We start from the raw sequence: 16015 nt of genomic DNA, 5'->3' as shown, positions 1-16015 counted from the left end.
GTTATTCCTCCCCAATTCGAAGCAGCTGTTTAATTTTCCGGAACGTCCGGACGAACTGTTCGATTTCTGTCTCTTCGATGTTTCCGTCGAGCAACGATTCGACGTAACGGTAGACGGCCGCATCCGCTTCTTCGACGATGCGATGTCCGGCTTCCGTCAACTCAATCAACCGCTCGCGCTGGTCATGCCCGCGTCGACTGACGACGAGCTCTTTGTCGACGAGCTTTTTTAACCGGTTGGAGACGGCGCTCTTATGAACTCCTTGTTTTTGGGCCAACTGGCCGGCTTGAATCGGACCGAACTGTTCGAGCAGCTTGAGCAGCTGCAGTTGTTCCCGCGAATAGTCATGCCAGACGTCCCCGTCCATCGCCTCGATGACATGCTCCGCACCTTGGAACATGACCTCTTCGAACAACTGGACAGCCTCCCGCATCAATTCTTTCATTTTGGTTTACCCCCTAAACTAGATAAAGATAGTTTATGCCCTAAACTAAGAGCGGTCAACTAAAATGACCGATGAAGTCGCTCCTTCATCGGTCGAGTGGATATACATACGTATAAAACGTCAGCGTTCGTCCTTCCCATTCTATCTGTCGTACCTCGCCGTCACGGATAAAACCGGCACCCCTTAATACGTGTTGGGACGCCACATTGTCGCTTGTCGTCTCGGCTCTCAATCGATTGAATCCAGGCAACTTGAACGTCAACAATTGTCGCAGGGCCGCCGTGGCATACCCGCGTCCCCCATGCCCCGCTCCGACCCGGTAACCGACCTCGCCAGTGTCGGCATCGGTATGATGAACGTTCAGACGCCCGACGATTGTGTCGTCGCGCCAAATCAAGTAATAGTACCCGTCCCTGTTCGTCTGCTCGCTCAATAGTTGCTGCAACGCCTGATGGAATGATTCCGGCTCATAGTAGGTGTCGCCTCGGCTCGGAACCGAACGCTCGAAATACGTGCGATTCTCGCACTCGAACTCATACAGCAACGCCTCATCTTGAAGACGTAACGCCTTTACGCTTACCCGATCCATGTGACGAGCGCCTCCCGCCGTCTCGACGCCTGGGCGAAGACACGTTTCAACTCATCGAACTGGTCCAATAAGTACTGTTTTTCCTCGAGTCCCCACTCCCGTTCAAATGGGTACAGTTCCTGCTCGTTCATCGTCGCGACGTCGTAGCGCGCTTCTAGCGCCTCCAGCTCGATGTATTGAAGTCGGGGCGACAAGTCCTCCACTTCTCCCGGCATCAAATAGGCGATGCCCGTCTCTTCGTCGATGACATCCCCTCCGAAGACTGCCTTCCCGAGCGAATGACGGTCGATCTCGTTCAAATCGGTCGCCCCGGTCAATAAAAAGTAAAGACCGTGCCACGCCTTATCGATATCGGTCTGTCGTTCCTCATCTTCTAACAGTTGCTCGAAACGCTTCGGCTCTTGAAGCAGTGCTGTCAACTCTTCGACCGATACCCGCATGTATGCGCCAACCATCCCCATGTCTGATTCCCCTCTCCAATTCATATGTCTGACTATTCGGCACGGTCATGAAAAAAACCTTCCGAAGAAGGTTTAGCGCATCGCTTCCGCGACACGGAGTCCTGAGACGTACGCGCTCTCGAACCGAGTCCGGCCTGAAGCGTCATCCGGCTCGAGGAAGACGTCACCGGCCAAGAAAATCGGCTCGTCCCGCAATCGATGGTAAGGCTCGTTCCAGACGTCGGTCGCCTGCGCATAGCGCCACCGTTTCAACTGCCTCGATTGAATCACCGCCGACCCTGTCACCGTTTGCAACAGGCGCTCAATTTCACGAAGCGTGTCTTCGTCCGCTCGTGCATACCACTCCTCGCTCCACGACTCGTCCATATAGACGCTGACGAGTTCGGTCGCCGAGATGCCTTTTTGGCGGTTGTTGATGACTTTCAAGATACCCGGCGCCAAGTCTGTATCGAGAATCCCGTCCGGACCGATGGGAGTATCGCTTGCCAATTCGAACAAACCGACAAACGTCGGGGCGTACGTCAATTCACGTAACGCCGCATCGACCGGAAAATCTGCGAGCAAGTCGAGCGTCTGCGGGAGCGGCGACGTGATGAGGAGACGGTCATACTGTCGCGTCGTCACATCCGTCTGGACGCTGACCTGACCATCTCGTGTCGTGACCGTCTCGACCCGCTCGTTCAAATGGACGGGCAACCCGTCGGCCAACCGTTTGGCCAAGGCGTTCATCCCGTCGACGGCGACGTAGCGCGGATACGGGTCAGCGTACCACACGTTGACCCACCCTCTCGTCTGCCAGTCGGCGACATCTTGTTTGAGTTCTTCCCCTCGTACGGTGAAATAGACCGCCCCGTGATCGGCTTTGCCGTCTCCGATCCGCCTCGTCGCCAAGCGTCCCCCGACGCTCCGACTCTTCTCAATCAATTCAACTGTATGGCCGTGACGCACAAGATCGCGTGCTGCGACAATCCCGCTCAGTCCGGCACCAATAATACCGATGTTCATGTCCATTCCCCCTTCTGTCAGGAAGATTGTATCATGCCCGAGGACTCATACGCCGGAACCGATGCGCTTCACGCCGAGCGATTCCACTGCTCGTCATACTCGATACGCGCGTCTTCATACATGACGGCGAAACGGCTGACGATGAACGGGCGGATGAGTGCTAGTGCGACAAGGAAAATCCATGACCCGAGGACGACTAAATCAAGTTGCATATAAAAAATCAAACCGACTAGATACATCGGAACGAATGGCATAATGAGTTTGAACGCATCCCACTTTCGTCCGCGCATCATCGTTCTCGATTTTGTGATTGCCTCTGTAGCAGACAGTTCTGGGTCGTCGCGTAAGATGAAGTACGTGAACGCATACGAGAAATACTTTATGATTCCTGGTACGACTAGCAACAATGTCCATAGTACTTGGAACAATATGACGAGAATTGTTGCGAGCAAATGTTTTCCATAACGGTGACGAAACGGGTCGAACACATCACTCCAGCGAATCGGCTGATCTCGTACCGTCTTTAAGATGAGCCAGCTGTATCCGACGTTAACCGGATAAAGGGCGATATAAACTAAGATGCCACCTAAACTGAGCACGGTCAGCGGCAGTGACTCCACCGTCAAACCGTAATAAGTCGGGTCTGCCATCAACCCCAATTCTAACATCACAGAGCAGGCGAACGACCAGATGAGTAATAGCCCTGCCTTTCCTTTTAACGCTTTGTGCGCCCGTTCATTCCATGTCTGAATCATCTCGTTTCCCCTTTTCGTTCGTCTTTCCTGTCTTATACGCAACGTGATGGAAAATGTTTCAAACTCCACAAAAAAACAGGGCGCTCGCCCTGTCCATCACTCTTCCCGATATTCTAAAATGTCGCCCGGCTGACAGTCGAGCGCCTGACAGATTGCTTCGAGCGTCGAGAAACGAATCGCTTTCGCTTTGCCCGTCTTTAAAATCGACAAGTTTGCCATTGTGATGCCCACTTTTTCAGACAGCTCGGTCACACTCATCTTTCGTTTCGCCAACATTACGTCAAGATTTACGATAATCGCCATCTATCTCACCTCAGACCGTCAAATCATTTTCTTGCTTCATGTCGATGGCACGCTTCAATAGTTTCTGTAACAGTTCCGCGAATACGGCGACGACGAACGCGGCAAACACAAAGACAAGCCCGATGAGAAGGAATCCAGGCGCATCATCTCGCTCGGCGAACCAGTAGAAGAACGGGAGCGTCCCGATATAAACGGCCGTGATCGCCAACGCACAATACTTGATCATGCGGAGTGATTGGACAGCCCGATACGAGAACCCTTCATCGCGGTCAATCAACCGTAGCAACATGAACGCTTGGAACAGCGCAAGGAAGAACGGGATGGCCGATACGTACATGCCAATCACAATCGGGCGAATCGAGTCCTCAATCCAACTCCCGCTCTCGACCGCCTCGCGCCAAATGTACGGAAGCAAAAACAAGCAGGCCGCCACAATCGGGACAGCCAGAACGAATACGGCCAGCCGTAAAAAAACCGTCTCTCGTTTCATGATGAAGCCACCTCACTTCGTTTGATAGCTTCATCATAACCTCACTTTTATCGTTTATCAATAAATAATCATCGTAAATAAATAAAAACCTCAGATTTCTCTGAGGTTCATCCTTAGTTCATGGCTTCGAGTTCATCCTCTGTGACCCATTTATGGTTCGTGACGTCTTCCCCGTCGTTTGTGGTGAAGTCGACCATATACACCGTCGTCTGTTCGGCCGAATCAATCGTCGCCTCGGCGCCGTCCATCCCGTCCATGTGGTCCGTGGCCAGAGTGGCTTCGGTCCCTTCTTCTAACGGTGCCTCACCTGGATTGTCGAGTTCTTCATGGATGACCCACTTGTGATCTTCGACCGGGTCACCTCCATCCGTCGGGGTATAAGAAACCGAATAGACGGTCGTGTCATATGCACCGACGATTGTCGCTTCGGTGCCATCCATGCCCGGCATGTGGTCGGCCGTCATCATCGCGGTCGACCCGACCGGGAACGTCGGATCTGTCGCTTCACTTAACCCGCTCGGCACCTCTCCTGATCCCGAATGGTCCATCATCGAATGGTCCGAATGTTCTTCTGTCGAATCGCTCGTCTGCTCCTCCTCGGCATCCCCACAAGCTGCCAAAGTCGTCGCGAGCAACATCGCGCTCAAACCCGTCATCCATTTTTTCTGTCTCATCGAATCTCTCCCTTACGTCTTTATGTGTATACGTTACCCTGCTACTAAGGTGATGAGACGTTTTTGAGACCGATACGATGATTTGTTATCGCTTTGACACATTAAAAGACCGCCTCGCGGCGATCTTTTAATTAATGCGCATGCTTCACATCCTCGAATAGTCCGAGCGCGAAACCGGCCACCGCTCCGATTGTCGTCACGATGAGCACGTAATTCAAATCGACCCCTTGCCAAAATTGGCCTTGCATCACGTTCGTGACTTCAATCAAAACGGTCAACACGAGTGCCGTGACGAAGCTGGCCAATAGGAAGAAGCCGAGTGCCTTCTTCCCGTACACGATGACACCGAGCATCGTACCGAAGGCCGTCGTCACCATAATCAAGAATGCCGTGTTTCCGTACGTGTCACCGAGTGATGGGAAGATGGCCGTGAACGTTTCGCCGACCGCAAACCCGAGCAAGATGGCGGCGACCATGCCAATCGTGCTCAATCCGACATTTCGAATCAAGTGTTCACGGTGACCGAGCAATAAGAACAACAGGACGCTGCCGACGACACCGGTGAGGAACGTGACGAGCACACCGGTTTCAATAAAGAGACTGAAGAGGAAACTGCTGAGCAGGAACGACCCTAAACCGATCAACAACCCGATTGCCCAATGCGTCCGGTGACCTCCATGAACAATATTCATGATGTTCATCCCCTTTATATGCTCTACTATCCTATTGACCACTTTTCTAATAATCAAACGAGTTCTATCATTTAATATGGCGCTTGACTGTAGAATTCCTCACATCGTCACAAAAAGACCGTCCCCGAACGAATCACGGGACGGTCTTTGCCTCAATGGTGCTTGATTTTTCTCAAGAAAACCAACATCGGGAGGAGCAAGAGCGCCGCTGCCCCGAGCCCTCCTTGAATCGACGTGTACAGGGCGAGCAGTCCAATCAACGGTCCCCCGGCGACTTGACCGAACGCGTCGACCTGACCGAACATCGACAAAATCGTCGCCCGGCCTTTCGACGGGAGCCGCTCGTTCGTCATGACGCTCATAAGCGGGTAGTGCACGTTGCGCAGTGCCGCAATCGTCCAATACAGCAACACGGCCACCCAAAACTGTCCGACCAAAGCGAAAGCAAGCATCGCAACGATGAGCAACACGTTGAACCAAAACAAGGTCGTCGCATAGCGTCCTTTGACGTATAGCTCGACACCTTTCAACACCAACATGTTGAGTAGAAACGCGACGGCATAGAACAAGCCGAACCAATACACGGCCGTCTGTTCCGACAACTGGAACGTCTCAATCAAATGCGCGCCCCATAACCGGTCGAATCCTTCACTAGCGAGACCCCAGACGAGCGTGATGGCAGCCAAGCCGACGAGAATCGAATTGCCACGGATATGGGTGTATCCGTCCCGAACCGTCCGTTTTGCTTGCACGAGGTTCGACGTATCGGCCCGCGTGATCGGTTCGAACCGCGTCTCTGGCAAGACGCGCCATGCGATGATCGCGAGCATGACCAACATCCCACCGGCGAGCACGATTGTCGTTTGGACGGACGTGACTTCGGCGAGGAGCACGGCAAGCCCAATTCCGACGAAGCGGCCGAGCGAACTATATTGAGCGCCTCGCAAAAACACTTGTTCTAACCCGTCATTCCCCATCTCATCGGCAATCCATGCCTGTTCGGCCCCGCTGATGAACGTCCAGCCGATACCCCATAGCGCTGACGCGACCGCGATGGCCCAAAATTCAGGGATGCCCCCTTCTAGCAAATGGGCCAATCCAATCAAACCGATGCCGATGACCATTGACCGCTTCCGCCCATATAAATCGGCGACGAGACCGGTGGGCAGCTCGAATAGTAAAATTGATACTTCTAAAATCGTTCCGATCAAGACGAGTTGTAACGCATTCAACTCGGCGGTCGTCACATAATAGATGGCGTTCAACGTGAACACCATCTGTATGATGAGCGAGCGCGAACTCGTGACCGCATAGTAAAGCTGTTGAATCTTCAATTGTATGGTTCCTCCGATAGTTTGTTCCAATACAGTGAATCATCGGAGGAGGTGGCCAACTTATGAACGCACGTCCTCCGGCAGGATGAATGTGTTAACTAGTTGGATTCGCATGGCGTTCTCTCCTTAGTCGTTATACCTTCAGTATACAAGCCGGTTCGCATGACGTAAATCACAACAAAAAAAGCCAAGATCCCGAAAGATCTTGGCCTACCGTTTATTCGACTGTGACTGATTTCGCCAAGTTACGTGGCTTGTCGACATCGCAATCACGCGCAAGAGCCGCGTAATACGAGATGAGTTGAAGCGGTAATACCGTCACGAGCGGCGTGAGCAGTGGCTCGACACGCGGCAAGACGAATGAATCACTCTCGTGTTCCATGCCTTCCATCGAGATCGTGCAAGCAACGGCGCCACGGGCGACAACTTCCTTGATGTTTCCACGGATGTTGAGGTGCGTGTTCGGTTGCGAGACGAGCGTGATGACCGGTGTGCCGTCTTCAATCAAGGCGATCGGTCCGTGCTTGAGCTCACCACCTGGGTAGCCTTCCGCTTGGATATACGAGATCTCTTTGAGCTTGAGGGCTCCTTCGAGACCGACGTATGAGTCCATGCCGCGACCGAGGAAGAACGCGTTGCGTGACTCTTTCAAGAACTTGTCTGCCAATTGCTCAAAGATTTCTTTTTGAGCCATGACCGAGTCCATGATCGTCGCGACACGCGCGAGCTCTGTCATGAGGTCAAACGGAAGCTTTTTGCCGTTCGCACGAGCGATGTCGTAGGCGAGGATGGCGAGCACGGCGATTTGGGCCGTGTATGCTTTCGTCGATGCGACCGCGATCTCCGGACCGGCGTGGAGGAGCATCGTTTCGTTCGCTTCACGTGAGAGCGTCGAACCGGCAACGTTCGTGAGTGTGAGCGCCTTGTAACCGCGCTTCTTCACTTCGACGAGGACGGCCCGGCTGTCCGCTGTCTCACCTGATTGTGAGATGAAGAGGAACAACGGCTTCTCCGTGAGGAGCGGCATGTTGTAACCGAATTCTGAAGCGACGTGCACTTCTGTCGGCACACCTGCGACGCGCTCGATCAATTGCTTGCCGACGAGACCAGCGTGGTAGCTCGTACCACAGGCGACGATATAGATGCGGTCCGCTTCCGAGACGAGCGAGCGCACGCCTTCCATGAGCTCGATGTCACCGTTCTCGTTCTGGTAGTGCTGGATGATGTTGCGGATGACGGCCGGTTGCTCGTCCATCTCCTTCAACATGTAGTGCGCGTACGTGCCCTTCTCGATGTCTGACGCATCGATCTCGGCCGTATACGGGGCACGTTCGAGGACGTCGCCGTCGAGTGTCTTGATCGTCGCCGATTCGCGCGTCAAGATGACGATCTCGCCGTCGTGGAGCTCGAGGTACTGGTCCGTCACTTGGAGCATCGCCATCGCGTCAGACGCCACGACGTTGAACGTGCCGTCGCCGAGTCCGACGAGGAGTGGTGACTTGTTCTTGCCGATATAGAGGCGTTCTTTGTCCTCCGAGTCGATCATCGCGATCGCATAAGAGCCGTGGAGCTCAGACAACGTCTTGCGGAACGCTGCCTCGACGTCATTTAGCACGACGAAGTTCTTCTCCATCAACTGGACGATGACTTCCGTGTCCGTCTCCGAGAGGAACGGCACGTCAAGTGTCGCCTTGATCTGTTCGTCGTTCTCGATGACACCGTTGTGGACGAGCGTGAAGCGGCCCGTCGTGCTCTGGTGCGGGTGGGCGTTCGGCACGCTCGGCACCCCGTGTGTTGCCCATCGTGTGTGGCCGATTCCAATCGTGCCATCTACTTCTGCTGGGACGACTTCGCGTAGCGCAGCAATCCGGCCGACTTCTTTATGCACGTTCACGTTATCATGCATCAAAGCAAGACCTGCCGAGTCGTAACCGCGGTACTCGAGTTTTTCAAGACCTTTGAGAAGGATTTCCTTCGCTCCGGTATTCCCAATCATTCCTACAATTCCACACATACAAAAATCTCCTCTATATTCGATTTCTCGAAAAAGGAAACGGGCTTTTTCTAAGAGCTGTCAACGCGCTCCCCTTTGGCCGTCCGGTCGCCCGGGCGTTTTGAGGGTTTGCTTGTAGTCGTGACAGGCGACTAGGAGGCATCCGCCGAAAACTCGATAACCTCCAACCTCGTCAACTCCGAAGAGTTCTGGCGCTTGTTTCGTACTGGGTGTCCTTCCGTTTCTAAGGTCACGCTCTTAATAGTACAAATCACACCTCCATTCGTCAAGAAAATCACATAATTTCACAGTGACAAAACGGAAACAAAAAGGGAACCCGAGGACGGATTCCCTTGTTTTATTCCCTATTTCGACAGAATTATCCTTCTAAGCCGTAATCTTCGCGGACAACTTGTGCGATTCGTTCGACATAACGGTCACATTCTTCCGAAGTTGGTGCTTCCGCCATGACGCGTACGAGCGGCTCCGTACCAGAGGCGCGGACGAGGATACGGCCGTTGCCGTTCATTTCTGCTTCCGCTTCTTGAATCGTCGCGAGCACACGGTCGCCGTTCATCGCTTCATTCTTATCCGTGACACGGATGTTGACGAGTTTTTGTGGATAGACCGGCATCTCAGCCGCGAGTTCTGACAGCTTGCGGCCTGTCGTCTTCACGATTTGGGCGAGTTGAACGCCAGAGAGCATACCGTCTCCTGTCGTCGAGTGGTCGAGAAAGATGAGGTGACCCGACTGCTCGCCACCGAGTGTGTAGTTGTGTTTTTTCATCTCTTCGACGACGTAACGGTCACCGACTGCCGTCTGAAGCGCCGTCATACCAGCATCTTCAACAGCTTTATGGAATCCGAGGTTACTCATGACCGTCGCAACGATCGTGTTGTCTTTGAGACGACCTTTCTCGCTCAAGTACTTCCCGCAAATGTACATGATTTTATCGCCGTCGACGATATCGCCGTTCTCATCAATCGCAATCAAGCGGTCGCCATCGCCATCAAAAGCGAGACCCATGTCCGCTCCTTTATCACGAACGAATTGCGCCAAGTGCTCTGGGTGAGTCGAACCGACACCTTCGTTAATGTTCAAGCCGTTCGGCGAGTTCCCGATCGTCGAGACGTTCGCTTCGAGGTCAGCAAATAAACGGGCTGCCAATCCGCTCGTCGCACCATGGGCGCAGTCGAGGGCGATATGGAGACCGTCGAAATCTTCGTCGACCGTCTGTTTCAACATTTGAAGGTACTTCTGTGCACCTTCATAGTAATCCGAGACAAAGCCGAGGTCTTTCCCGACCGGGCGTGGCAACGTGTCTTCCGCCGCATCCAAAATTGCTTCGATTTCCGCTTCTGTCGCGTCATCGAGTTTAAAGCCGTCGCTACCAAAGAACTTGATGCCGTTATCCGCGACTGGGTTGTGCGACGCCGAGATCATGACACCGGCTGTTGCATCAAGCGATTTCGTCAAATAAGCGACACCTGGCGTCGAGATGACGCCGAGACGCATCACTTCGGCTCCGATTGATAGGAGACCCGCGATGAGTGCACCTTCAAGCATGTGGCCTGAAATGCGTGTGTCACGGCCAATCAAAACTTTCGGCTGTTCGCCGGCTGGCAGGTGTTTCGATAACACGTAGCCGCCCGCACGACCTAAACGATATGCTAATTCTGCTGTCAATTCTGAGTTCGCGACACCGCGGACTCCATCAGTTCCAAAATATTTACCCATGAATTCAATTCCTCACTTTTGTATGATTGAACGCCTCATTGAATCGAGGACGTTTCGGTTTGTTCATCGACACTCGTCAACTCAATGTCGATCGTTTTCGGTGAGACGACGGTCACACCTTTTGGTACTTCATAATCGACGTCGACCCCATGCAGTCCGCTCGGGAGACCTGTCAAATCCAAGGTCACACTCACGCTGTTCGACGTGATGTTTTCCAACAGGGATCGCTTCCCGGACAACGTCACTCCAATCACTTCAGGAGCTTGGAGCGTAAAGTTGGTCCGGTCATACCCCCGCACGGTCACAGGGACCGTCAAGCGAACCCGTTCCGTCAATTCGCCTGTGTCGTCTCGTGTCTCATCTGCAGCCCGGACGAGCAATTGGACTTCCACTTGCTTTGTCGCAAGCGATGAAGCGCCTTCTGGCAAAGCGAGATTGGCGGTCACTTTCCCGGTCTTGTCGATGCCGTCTAAATCAATCGGCTCTGTCTCCACGGTGTCGATCGCATCGAGCACGTCTTGTGGCGCAAAGACACGGACTTCCGTCTCTTCAAGCAACGTATCGACAAGTCTGTAATCGTCGGCCACTTCACCAGTCGTGACTGCTTCGATCGGGAAGACGGCACTTTGTTCGTAGACCGGGACCGACACACTGATGATGTTCGGTTCAACAGTCACGTTGAGCGGATTGCCGTTCGCATCTAAAATCGTCGGCGTCAATTCTCGCGTGAACGTTTGACTTTGGTTGGCGACATCGACGTTCAACGTGATCTCTTTGACGTTTTGAATCCGACTGGCACCGCCCGAGACTTTCACCGTTGCCGGTTCAATATCGGCGTCACCGACCACTTTCCCTTCTGGCAACTGCTCTTTGTTCAAAAGGTTGACCGATACGGGAACTTCAATTGTCTGTTTACGGTCGATGTAGATTTCTACTGTATCCCGTTCGAGCTTGACGTTGACGTCTCCGCCAAAGCCGCGTGCCTCAACCGGAACACGGTGGAAACCGGTCCCGAGATTCGTTAAATCGACGAAGACTTGATAATCTTTCACCAATTTCGTCATCGTTAAACTGCTAGATGGTCCTTGAAGTTCAACGTTCATTTCTTCTGGAACGTTATATGCCACGTACTGCACCTCATCGAAGAACACTTCGACGGGAACGTCGAGCGTCATCGAACTTTGTCCGACGATCGGGAGGGCATTCGTGGAGTTGGTCGACGAACTCGTTTCGGCGACCATGAAATAAAGCAGGATGGCTAAAGCAAGTGCGATGATGCGGAGAAACCATTTATGTTGTAACCACTGATCAATCACTTACTTGTCCCCCCCTTTTTTATTAAAGAACGAGAGCGTCGTCTCTTTTTCTTCAATAACGAGTTCTTGGATCAACTTACTGCGAAGTGCCTCCTCATCCAACTCTCGATACAGACGACCGGCAATCGCGAGTGACACGGCGCCTGTTTCTTCAGAGACGGTGAGGGTCACGCTATCAGTCACTTCACTGACCCCGATGGCGGCCCGGTGTCGTGTCCCTAACGCTTTATCGATGTGCGGGCTCTCGGACAACGGCAAATAACAAGCCGCGGCCGCAATTTTCCCGTCCTGGATAATCATCGCCCCGTCATGCAGCGGGGTGTTCGGAATGAACAGGTTGATAATCAGTTGTGATGTGATGTGCGAATCCATGCGAATCCCGGTCTCGACGTACTCATTCAAGCCCGTATCGCGTTCAATCGCAATCAATGCGCCGATGCGACGTTTTGACATGTATTGCGCCGAACTGACGATCGCTTCGATCATTTGACGTTGCTTATCCTCATCGCTCGTGCTCGTTCGGCCGAACAAATTACTTGTTCGTCCTAAATGCTCGAGTCCTCTTCGGAGTTCTGGTTGGAAGATGATAATGATCCCAAGTAGTCCATATGTGATGATTTGATTCAATAAGAACTGTAACGTCTTCAACCCAAAGAACCCACTGAGGAACCAGCTGACAAGGATGATGGAAATCCCTTTAATCAATTGGACCGCTTTTGTCCCACGTACAATCATCATCAATTTATAGATGACATACGTGACGACGACAATATCTAAAACGTCATTCAAATAATCGTACCAATGTACGTTCTCTGAAAGACTAAAAAATGATAAGAATGATACCTGTTCAAGTAGCGGCAAATGCTCCCCTCCTCAACTACCTAGCCAATTCGTGCAAATTACATTATATCACATTTCCGAAACCGCGCATCGCTAGACAATAAAACGAAACCAGATTGAAACGAACACAAAAAGACGCCGTCTCCGGCGTCTCCGTTAGAAGATTTGTTTGAACGAATACCACATCCACTCAAACATCCGATCGATCTGCTCAAGTTCTCCCGTGACTTCTCCAGCGCTAGCCAGATAAGCCCGACCATTTACAGCCGTCGCGTTCCCATTGACGGTCCCTTCAATTCGAAGGTCCCCGCCTTGGACCGTGATATCCCGCTCGACGGTAACGCCTTCCGGGATAACGACCTCGTTTGACGTGACAACGATGCCCGGCACTTTCGTGTACGTCATCGTCTCTGTCGATTCGTTCCATAGGCCGAGCGTCGCGCTCGACATCAAACTGAAGAATAAGGCGGCTGCCATCAGTCCTGGATGCTTACGGAACCACGTCATCCATTTGGATGGTGGTTTGCGTTTCGTCTGGACTTTTTCTTCAAATCGAGTCACCGGTGTGACCTCGACCCGTGCTTTCGCGTCCGGTAGAGATGCCATCACACGGGCTGTAAAATCATCGGATAGTTTCGGCCGTGGTAAGGCCTTCAGTTCGGCATCTATTCGTTCGTATTGAAGGTACGCTTCATATAAGTCGTCGTCCTCCAACAAGTGACGTAGTTCGTCAGATTCTTCGGGCAGGATGCCATCTTCCAAATATTGTTGTACTTTTTCTTCAGGAGTCAATTGAACCCCTCCCTGTTTTGAAAGATTGTCTTTAACATTTCTCTTCCCCGGAAGATCCTTGTTTTAACCGTAGCGACCGGCATATCGATCATGACGCTGATCTCTTTGAGCGATAAATCATCCACGTACTTCAGCAGGAGCGGGATCCGATACTTATCGGGCAACTGCTTGATCGCTTCATGCATCTCGCCTCGAATTTCGCGATGAACGACTTGGGCATCGGGTTGGGGTGCTTCATCAGCCAAATGGTCCTGATAGGTCAAGCCGTCGGTGCCCGCAATCTCGGCATCCATCGAATACTCCGGCTTTCGTTTTCTGAGACGATCGATTGCGACATTCGTCGCAATGCGATAGAGCCACGTCTTGAACTTGTACTGAGGATCGTACGTATCAATCCGGGTATACGCCCGAATGAACGTCTCCTGGGCTGCGTCTTCCGCTTCGCCACGATCATATAATATCTTATAAGCGACAGCAAAGACACCATCCTTGTACAGTTCTACCAGCTCAGCAAACGAATCATGATTCCCCGACCTCAATTCGTCTACTAAACGGGTGGTCAGCCGTTCCATCAATCCACTTCCCCTCTCCGCAACCTATGCGGTCATCTTTCTATACGAATCGTTTTCTATGTAGGTTTCAAAAAAATCGTAACAACAAAAAAAGTTTCCAAGTCCATTGTAGCAAAGGGACTTGGAAACTGTAAGGTCATCAGACAGTTTCACCTTCCAATAACAGGTTTTCTTTGGATTTCAAAATCGTCTCGCACAACTCAAACGCCAACTGGGCCGTCGTATCCTCATGGTCAAGCGCCGGATTCAATTCAACCAACTCAATCGCAATCAGATCGTCTGCCTTCATCGCTTCGGCCAAGATCGCTTTTCCTTCCGCGGCCGTCAGACCTTGATCGACCGGCGTCCCGGTACCTGGCACAAGTTTCGCGTCCAAGCTGTCCATGTCGAAACTGAGATAGAAGCGATCGACACGTGCGCGCAAATAAGCGAGTGCTTCTTCCATCATGACGTCGACGCCCCGCGTCCGAATTTCTTCGACCGTGATGACTTTAATGCCAAGACGATTGATTTCTCGAATCTCACCTTCATCGATGTCTCGAAGCGCCATATAGACCAAGTGCTCAGGCGCGAGTTTGGGTTCACGTCCGCCGACTTCAGTCAAGCGAATATCTCCCATTCCCATCGCCGCAGCAAGCGGCATGCCATGAATATTGCCCGATGGAGACGTTTCTCCCGTATTCAAATCAGCATGTGCGTCGACCCAGATGACGCCGTACGGTCCTGTTTTGGCAAGACCCGCCAGCGTCCCGATTGCCATGCTGTGATCGCCCCCAACGATCAATGGGAATCGTTTCGCCTGTATCTCGATATCGACGACTTCTGCCAGTTCTTGGACCGTGTATAACACCCCGTCTACGCGTTTCAAATGCTCTTCACTGTTGATCATTTCAGATTCAGGTAACACTCGAATCGTCTGTTGCTTCGTTGAGGCCGGTAATAATGTCTCCAATCCAAGTGTGCGTAACTTTGATGGACCTTGCTCTACGCCATGTTTCCCCTGTCCATAGCGAAGCGGTACTTCAATATATGACCAATTCATCCCCATTTCCCCCTTGAACGTTTAATACCTTCATTGTAAACGCTACCAAAGTCGTGGTTCAACTTCACAACATGATGAATAAACATACAAAAAGGCAGCCTGAATGGTGGCAGGCTGCCTTTCTCTGTACTCTCAAGTGAATGGTTCATGGATTTAGGCAAAAAAAAACTTAAGTCATAAGTAACTTAAGAAAAAAACAAATGGTGGAGCCTAGCGGGATCGAACCGCTGACCTCCTGCGTGCAAGGCAGGCGCTCTCCCAGCTGAGCTAAGGCCCCTTAAAGGGAATAATATGGAGCGGAAGACGGGATTCGAACCCGCGACCCCGACCTTGGCAAGGTCGTATTCTACCACTGAACTACTTCCGCATAAAAAATGAGCCATGCAGGGCTCGAACCTGCGACCCTCTGATTAAAAGTCAGATGCTCTACCAACTGAGCTAATGGCTCAAACCTGGTGGGGGGGGGCGGATTCGAACCGCCGAACCCGAGGGAGCGGATTTACAGTCCGCCGCGTTTAGCCACTTCGCTACCCCCCCAAGGAGTGCCGGCGAAAGGATTCGAACCCTCGACCCTCTGATTACAAGTCAGATGCTCTACCAACTGAGCTACACCGGCATATATGGTTTGATTGGTTAAAATTAAATGGTGGAGGATGACGGGATCGAACCGCCGACCCCCTGCTTGTAAGGCAGGTGCTCTCCCAGCTGAGCTAATCCTCCAAATGGTGACCCGTACGGGATTCGAACCCGTGTTACCGCCGTGAAAGGGCGGTGTCTTAACCGCTTGACCAACGGGCCTTAATATGGCTCCGCAAGTAGGATTTGAACCTACGACCTACCGGTTAACAGCCGGTTGCTCTACCACTGAGCTATTGCGGAACGATTTTGCCTGGCAGCGTCCTATCCTCACAGGGGGAGACCCCCAACTACTTTCGGCGCTGAAGCGCTTAACTTCCGTGTTCGGCATGGGAACG

Annotated in this window: 17 protein-coding genes, 8 tRNA genes and 1 rRNA gene; all 26 read right to left on the bottom strand. The window is 52.3% G+C overall.

The window, feature by feature from the left end:
* Position 1 precedes the first annotated feature (1 nt).
* Positions 2–445 (bottom strand): MarR family winged helix-turn-helix transcriptional regulator, encoded by a 444-nt coding sequence (locus KNP60_RS00130; RefSeq protein WP_021065862.1) that lies wholly within the window; start codon positions 443–445, stop codon positions 2–4.
* A gap of 85 nt (positions 446–530) precedes the next feature.
* Positions 531–1034: a GNAT family N-acetyltransferase gene (locus KNP60_RS00125; protein WP_214796443.1), complete on the bottom strand. Its 504-nt coding sequence runs from the start codon at positions 1032–1034 to the stop codon at positions 531–533.
* Entirely contained in the window at positions 1022–1495 is a 474-nt protein-coding gene (locus KNP60_RS00120; protein WP_214796441.1) for a YfbM family protein, read from the bottom strand. Before KNP60_RS00120 ends, KNP60_RS00125 begins: the two co-directional genes overlap by 13 nt.
* Before the next feature lie 72 nt (positions 1496–1567).
* Positions 1568–2500: an NAD(P)/FAD-dependent oxidoreductase gene (locus KNP60_RS00115; protein WP_251131284.1), complete on the bottom strand. Its 933-nt coding sequence runs from the start codon at positions 2498–2500 to the stop codon at positions 1568–1570.
* Between the two features lie 68 nt (positions 2501–2568).
* The gene (locus tag KNP60_RS00110; RefSeq protein WP_214796437.1) at positions 2569–3255 is read right to left on the bottom strand and encodes a DUF975 family protein; all 687 of its coding nucleotides are present in this window, start codon (positions 3253–3255) and stop codon (positions 2569–2571) included.
* A gap of 96 nt (positions 3256–3351) precedes the next feature.
* Positions 3352–3558: a helix-turn-helix domain-containing protein gene (locus KNP60_RS00105; RefSeq protein WP_021065857.1), complete on the bottom strand. Its 207-nt coding sequence runs from the start codon at positions 3556–3558 to the stop codon at positions 3352–3354.
* Between the two features lie 10 nt (positions 3559–3568).
* Positions 3569–4048: a DUF2975 domain-containing protein gene (locus KNP60_RS00100; RefSeq protein ID WP_034779747.1), complete on the bottom strand. Its 480-nt coding sequence runs from the start codon at positions 4046–4048 to the stop codon at positions 3569–3571.
* Positions 4049–4161: 113 nt separating this feature from the next.
* Positions 4162–4722, bottom strand: a complete 561-nt coding sequence (locus tag KNP60_RS00095) for a YdhK family protein (protein WP_034779749.1) — start codon at positions 4720–4722, stop codon at positions 4162–4164.
* Positions 4723–4853: 131 nt separating this feature from the next.
* Entirely contained in the window at positions 4854–5414 is a 561-nt protein-coding gene (locus KNP60_RS00090) for a hypothetical protein (RefSeq protein ID WP_214796435.1), read from the bottom strand.
* 152 nt (positions 5415–5566) lie between these two features.
* Positions 5567–6748, bottom strand: a complete 1182-nt coding sequence (locus KNP60_RS00085) for an MFS transporter (protein ID WP_214796433.1) — start codon at positions 6746–6748, stop codon at positions 5567–5569.
* A gap of 217 nt (positions 6749–6965) precedes the next feature.
* Positions 6966–8762, bottom strand: a complete 1797-nt coding sequence (gene glmS, locus KNP60_RS00080) for a glutamine--fructose-6-phosphate transaminase (isomerizing) (RefSeq protein ID WP_214796430.1) — start codon at positions 8760–8762, stop codon at positions 6966–6968.
* 358 nt (positions 8763–9120) lie between these two features.
* Complete coding sequence (glmM, locus tag KNP60_RS00075; RefSeq protein WP_034779759.1) at positions 9121–10479, bottom strand: phosphoglucosamine mutase; 1359 nt, start codon at positions 10477–10479, stop codon at positions 9121–9123.
* Positions 10480–10514: 35 nt separating this feature from the next.
* A complete protein-coding gene (locus KNP60_RS00070) occupies positions 10515–11795 on the bottom strand; it encodes a CdaR family protein (RefSeq protein ID WP_138858571.1) in 1281 nt (426 codons plus the stop codon).
* On the bottom strand, positions 11796–12656 hold the full coding sequence (gene cdaA / locus KNP60_RS00065; protein ID WP_034779763.1) for a diadenylate cyclase CdaA: 861 nt from the start codon (positions 12654–12656) through the stop codon (positions 11796–11798).
* A 135-nt stretch (positions 12657–12791) separates the two neighbouring features.
* The gene (locus KNP60_RS00060; protein WP_034779766.1) at positions 12792–13427 is read right to left on the bottom strand and encodes a bactofilin family protein; all 636 of its coding nucleotides are present in this window, start codon (positions 13425–13427) and stop codon (positions 12792–12794) included.
* Positions 13424–13999, bottom strand: coding sequence for an RNA polymerase sigma factor SigW (gene sigW / locus KNP60_RS00055; protein WP_034779769.1), 576 nt, complete (start codon positions 13997–13999; stop codon positions 13424–13426). The genes KNP60_RS00060 and sigW overlap by 4 nt, the downstream gene beginning before the upstream one ends.
* A 139-nt stretch (positions 14000–14138) precedes the next feature.
* Positions 14139–15041: an arginase gene (gene rocF, locus KNP60_RS00050; protein WP_052090198.1), complete on the bottom strand. Its 903-nt coding sequence runs from the start codon at positions 15039–15041 to the stop codon at positions 14139–14141.
* Positions 15042–15242: 201 nt separating this feature from the next.
* Positions 15243–15318, bottom strand: a tRNA-Ala gene (locus KNP60_RS00045).
* A gap of 15 nt (positions 15319–15333) precedes the next feature.
* Positions 15334–15408, bottom strand: a tRNA-Gly gene (locus KNP60_RS00040).
* Positions 15409–15416: 8 nt separating this feature from the next.
* Positions 15417–15489, bottom strand: a tRNA-Lys gene (locus tag KNP60_RS00035).
* Between the two features lie 5 nt (positions 15490–15494).
* Positions 15495–15578 (bottom strand) — tRNA-Tyr (locus KNP60_RS00030).
* 6 nt (positions 15579–15584) lie between these two features.
* Positions 15585–15657, bottom strand: a tRNA-Thr gene (locus KNP60_RS00025).
* A 28-nt stretch (positions 15658–15685) separates the two neighbouring features.
* A tRNA-Val gene (locus tag KNP60_RS00020) sits at positions 15686–15761 on the bottom strand.
* Positions 15762–15764: 3 nt separating this feature from the next.
* Positions 15765–15839, bottom strand: a tRNA-Glu gene (locus KNP60_RS00015).
* Between the two features lie 6 nt (positions 15840–15845).
* Positions 15846–15920: transfer RNA gene (locus tag KNP60_RS00010), tRNA-Asn, on the bottom strand.
* Positions 15921–15928: 8 nt separating this feature from the next.
* Positions 15929–16015: ribosomal RNA gene (gene rrf / locus KNP60_RS00005) — 5S ribosomal RNA — on the bottom strand; the annotation flags it as partial.

Source organism: Exiguobacterium sp. s5 (assembly GCF_018618075.1).
GTDB classification, from domain to species: Bacteria; Bacillota; Bacilli; order Exiguobacteriales; family Exiguobacteriaceae; genus Exiguobacterium; species Exiguobacterium mexicanum_A.
Note: the sequence above shows the minus strand (reverse complement) of the source record. Positions and strands in the feature narration are given on the sequence as shown.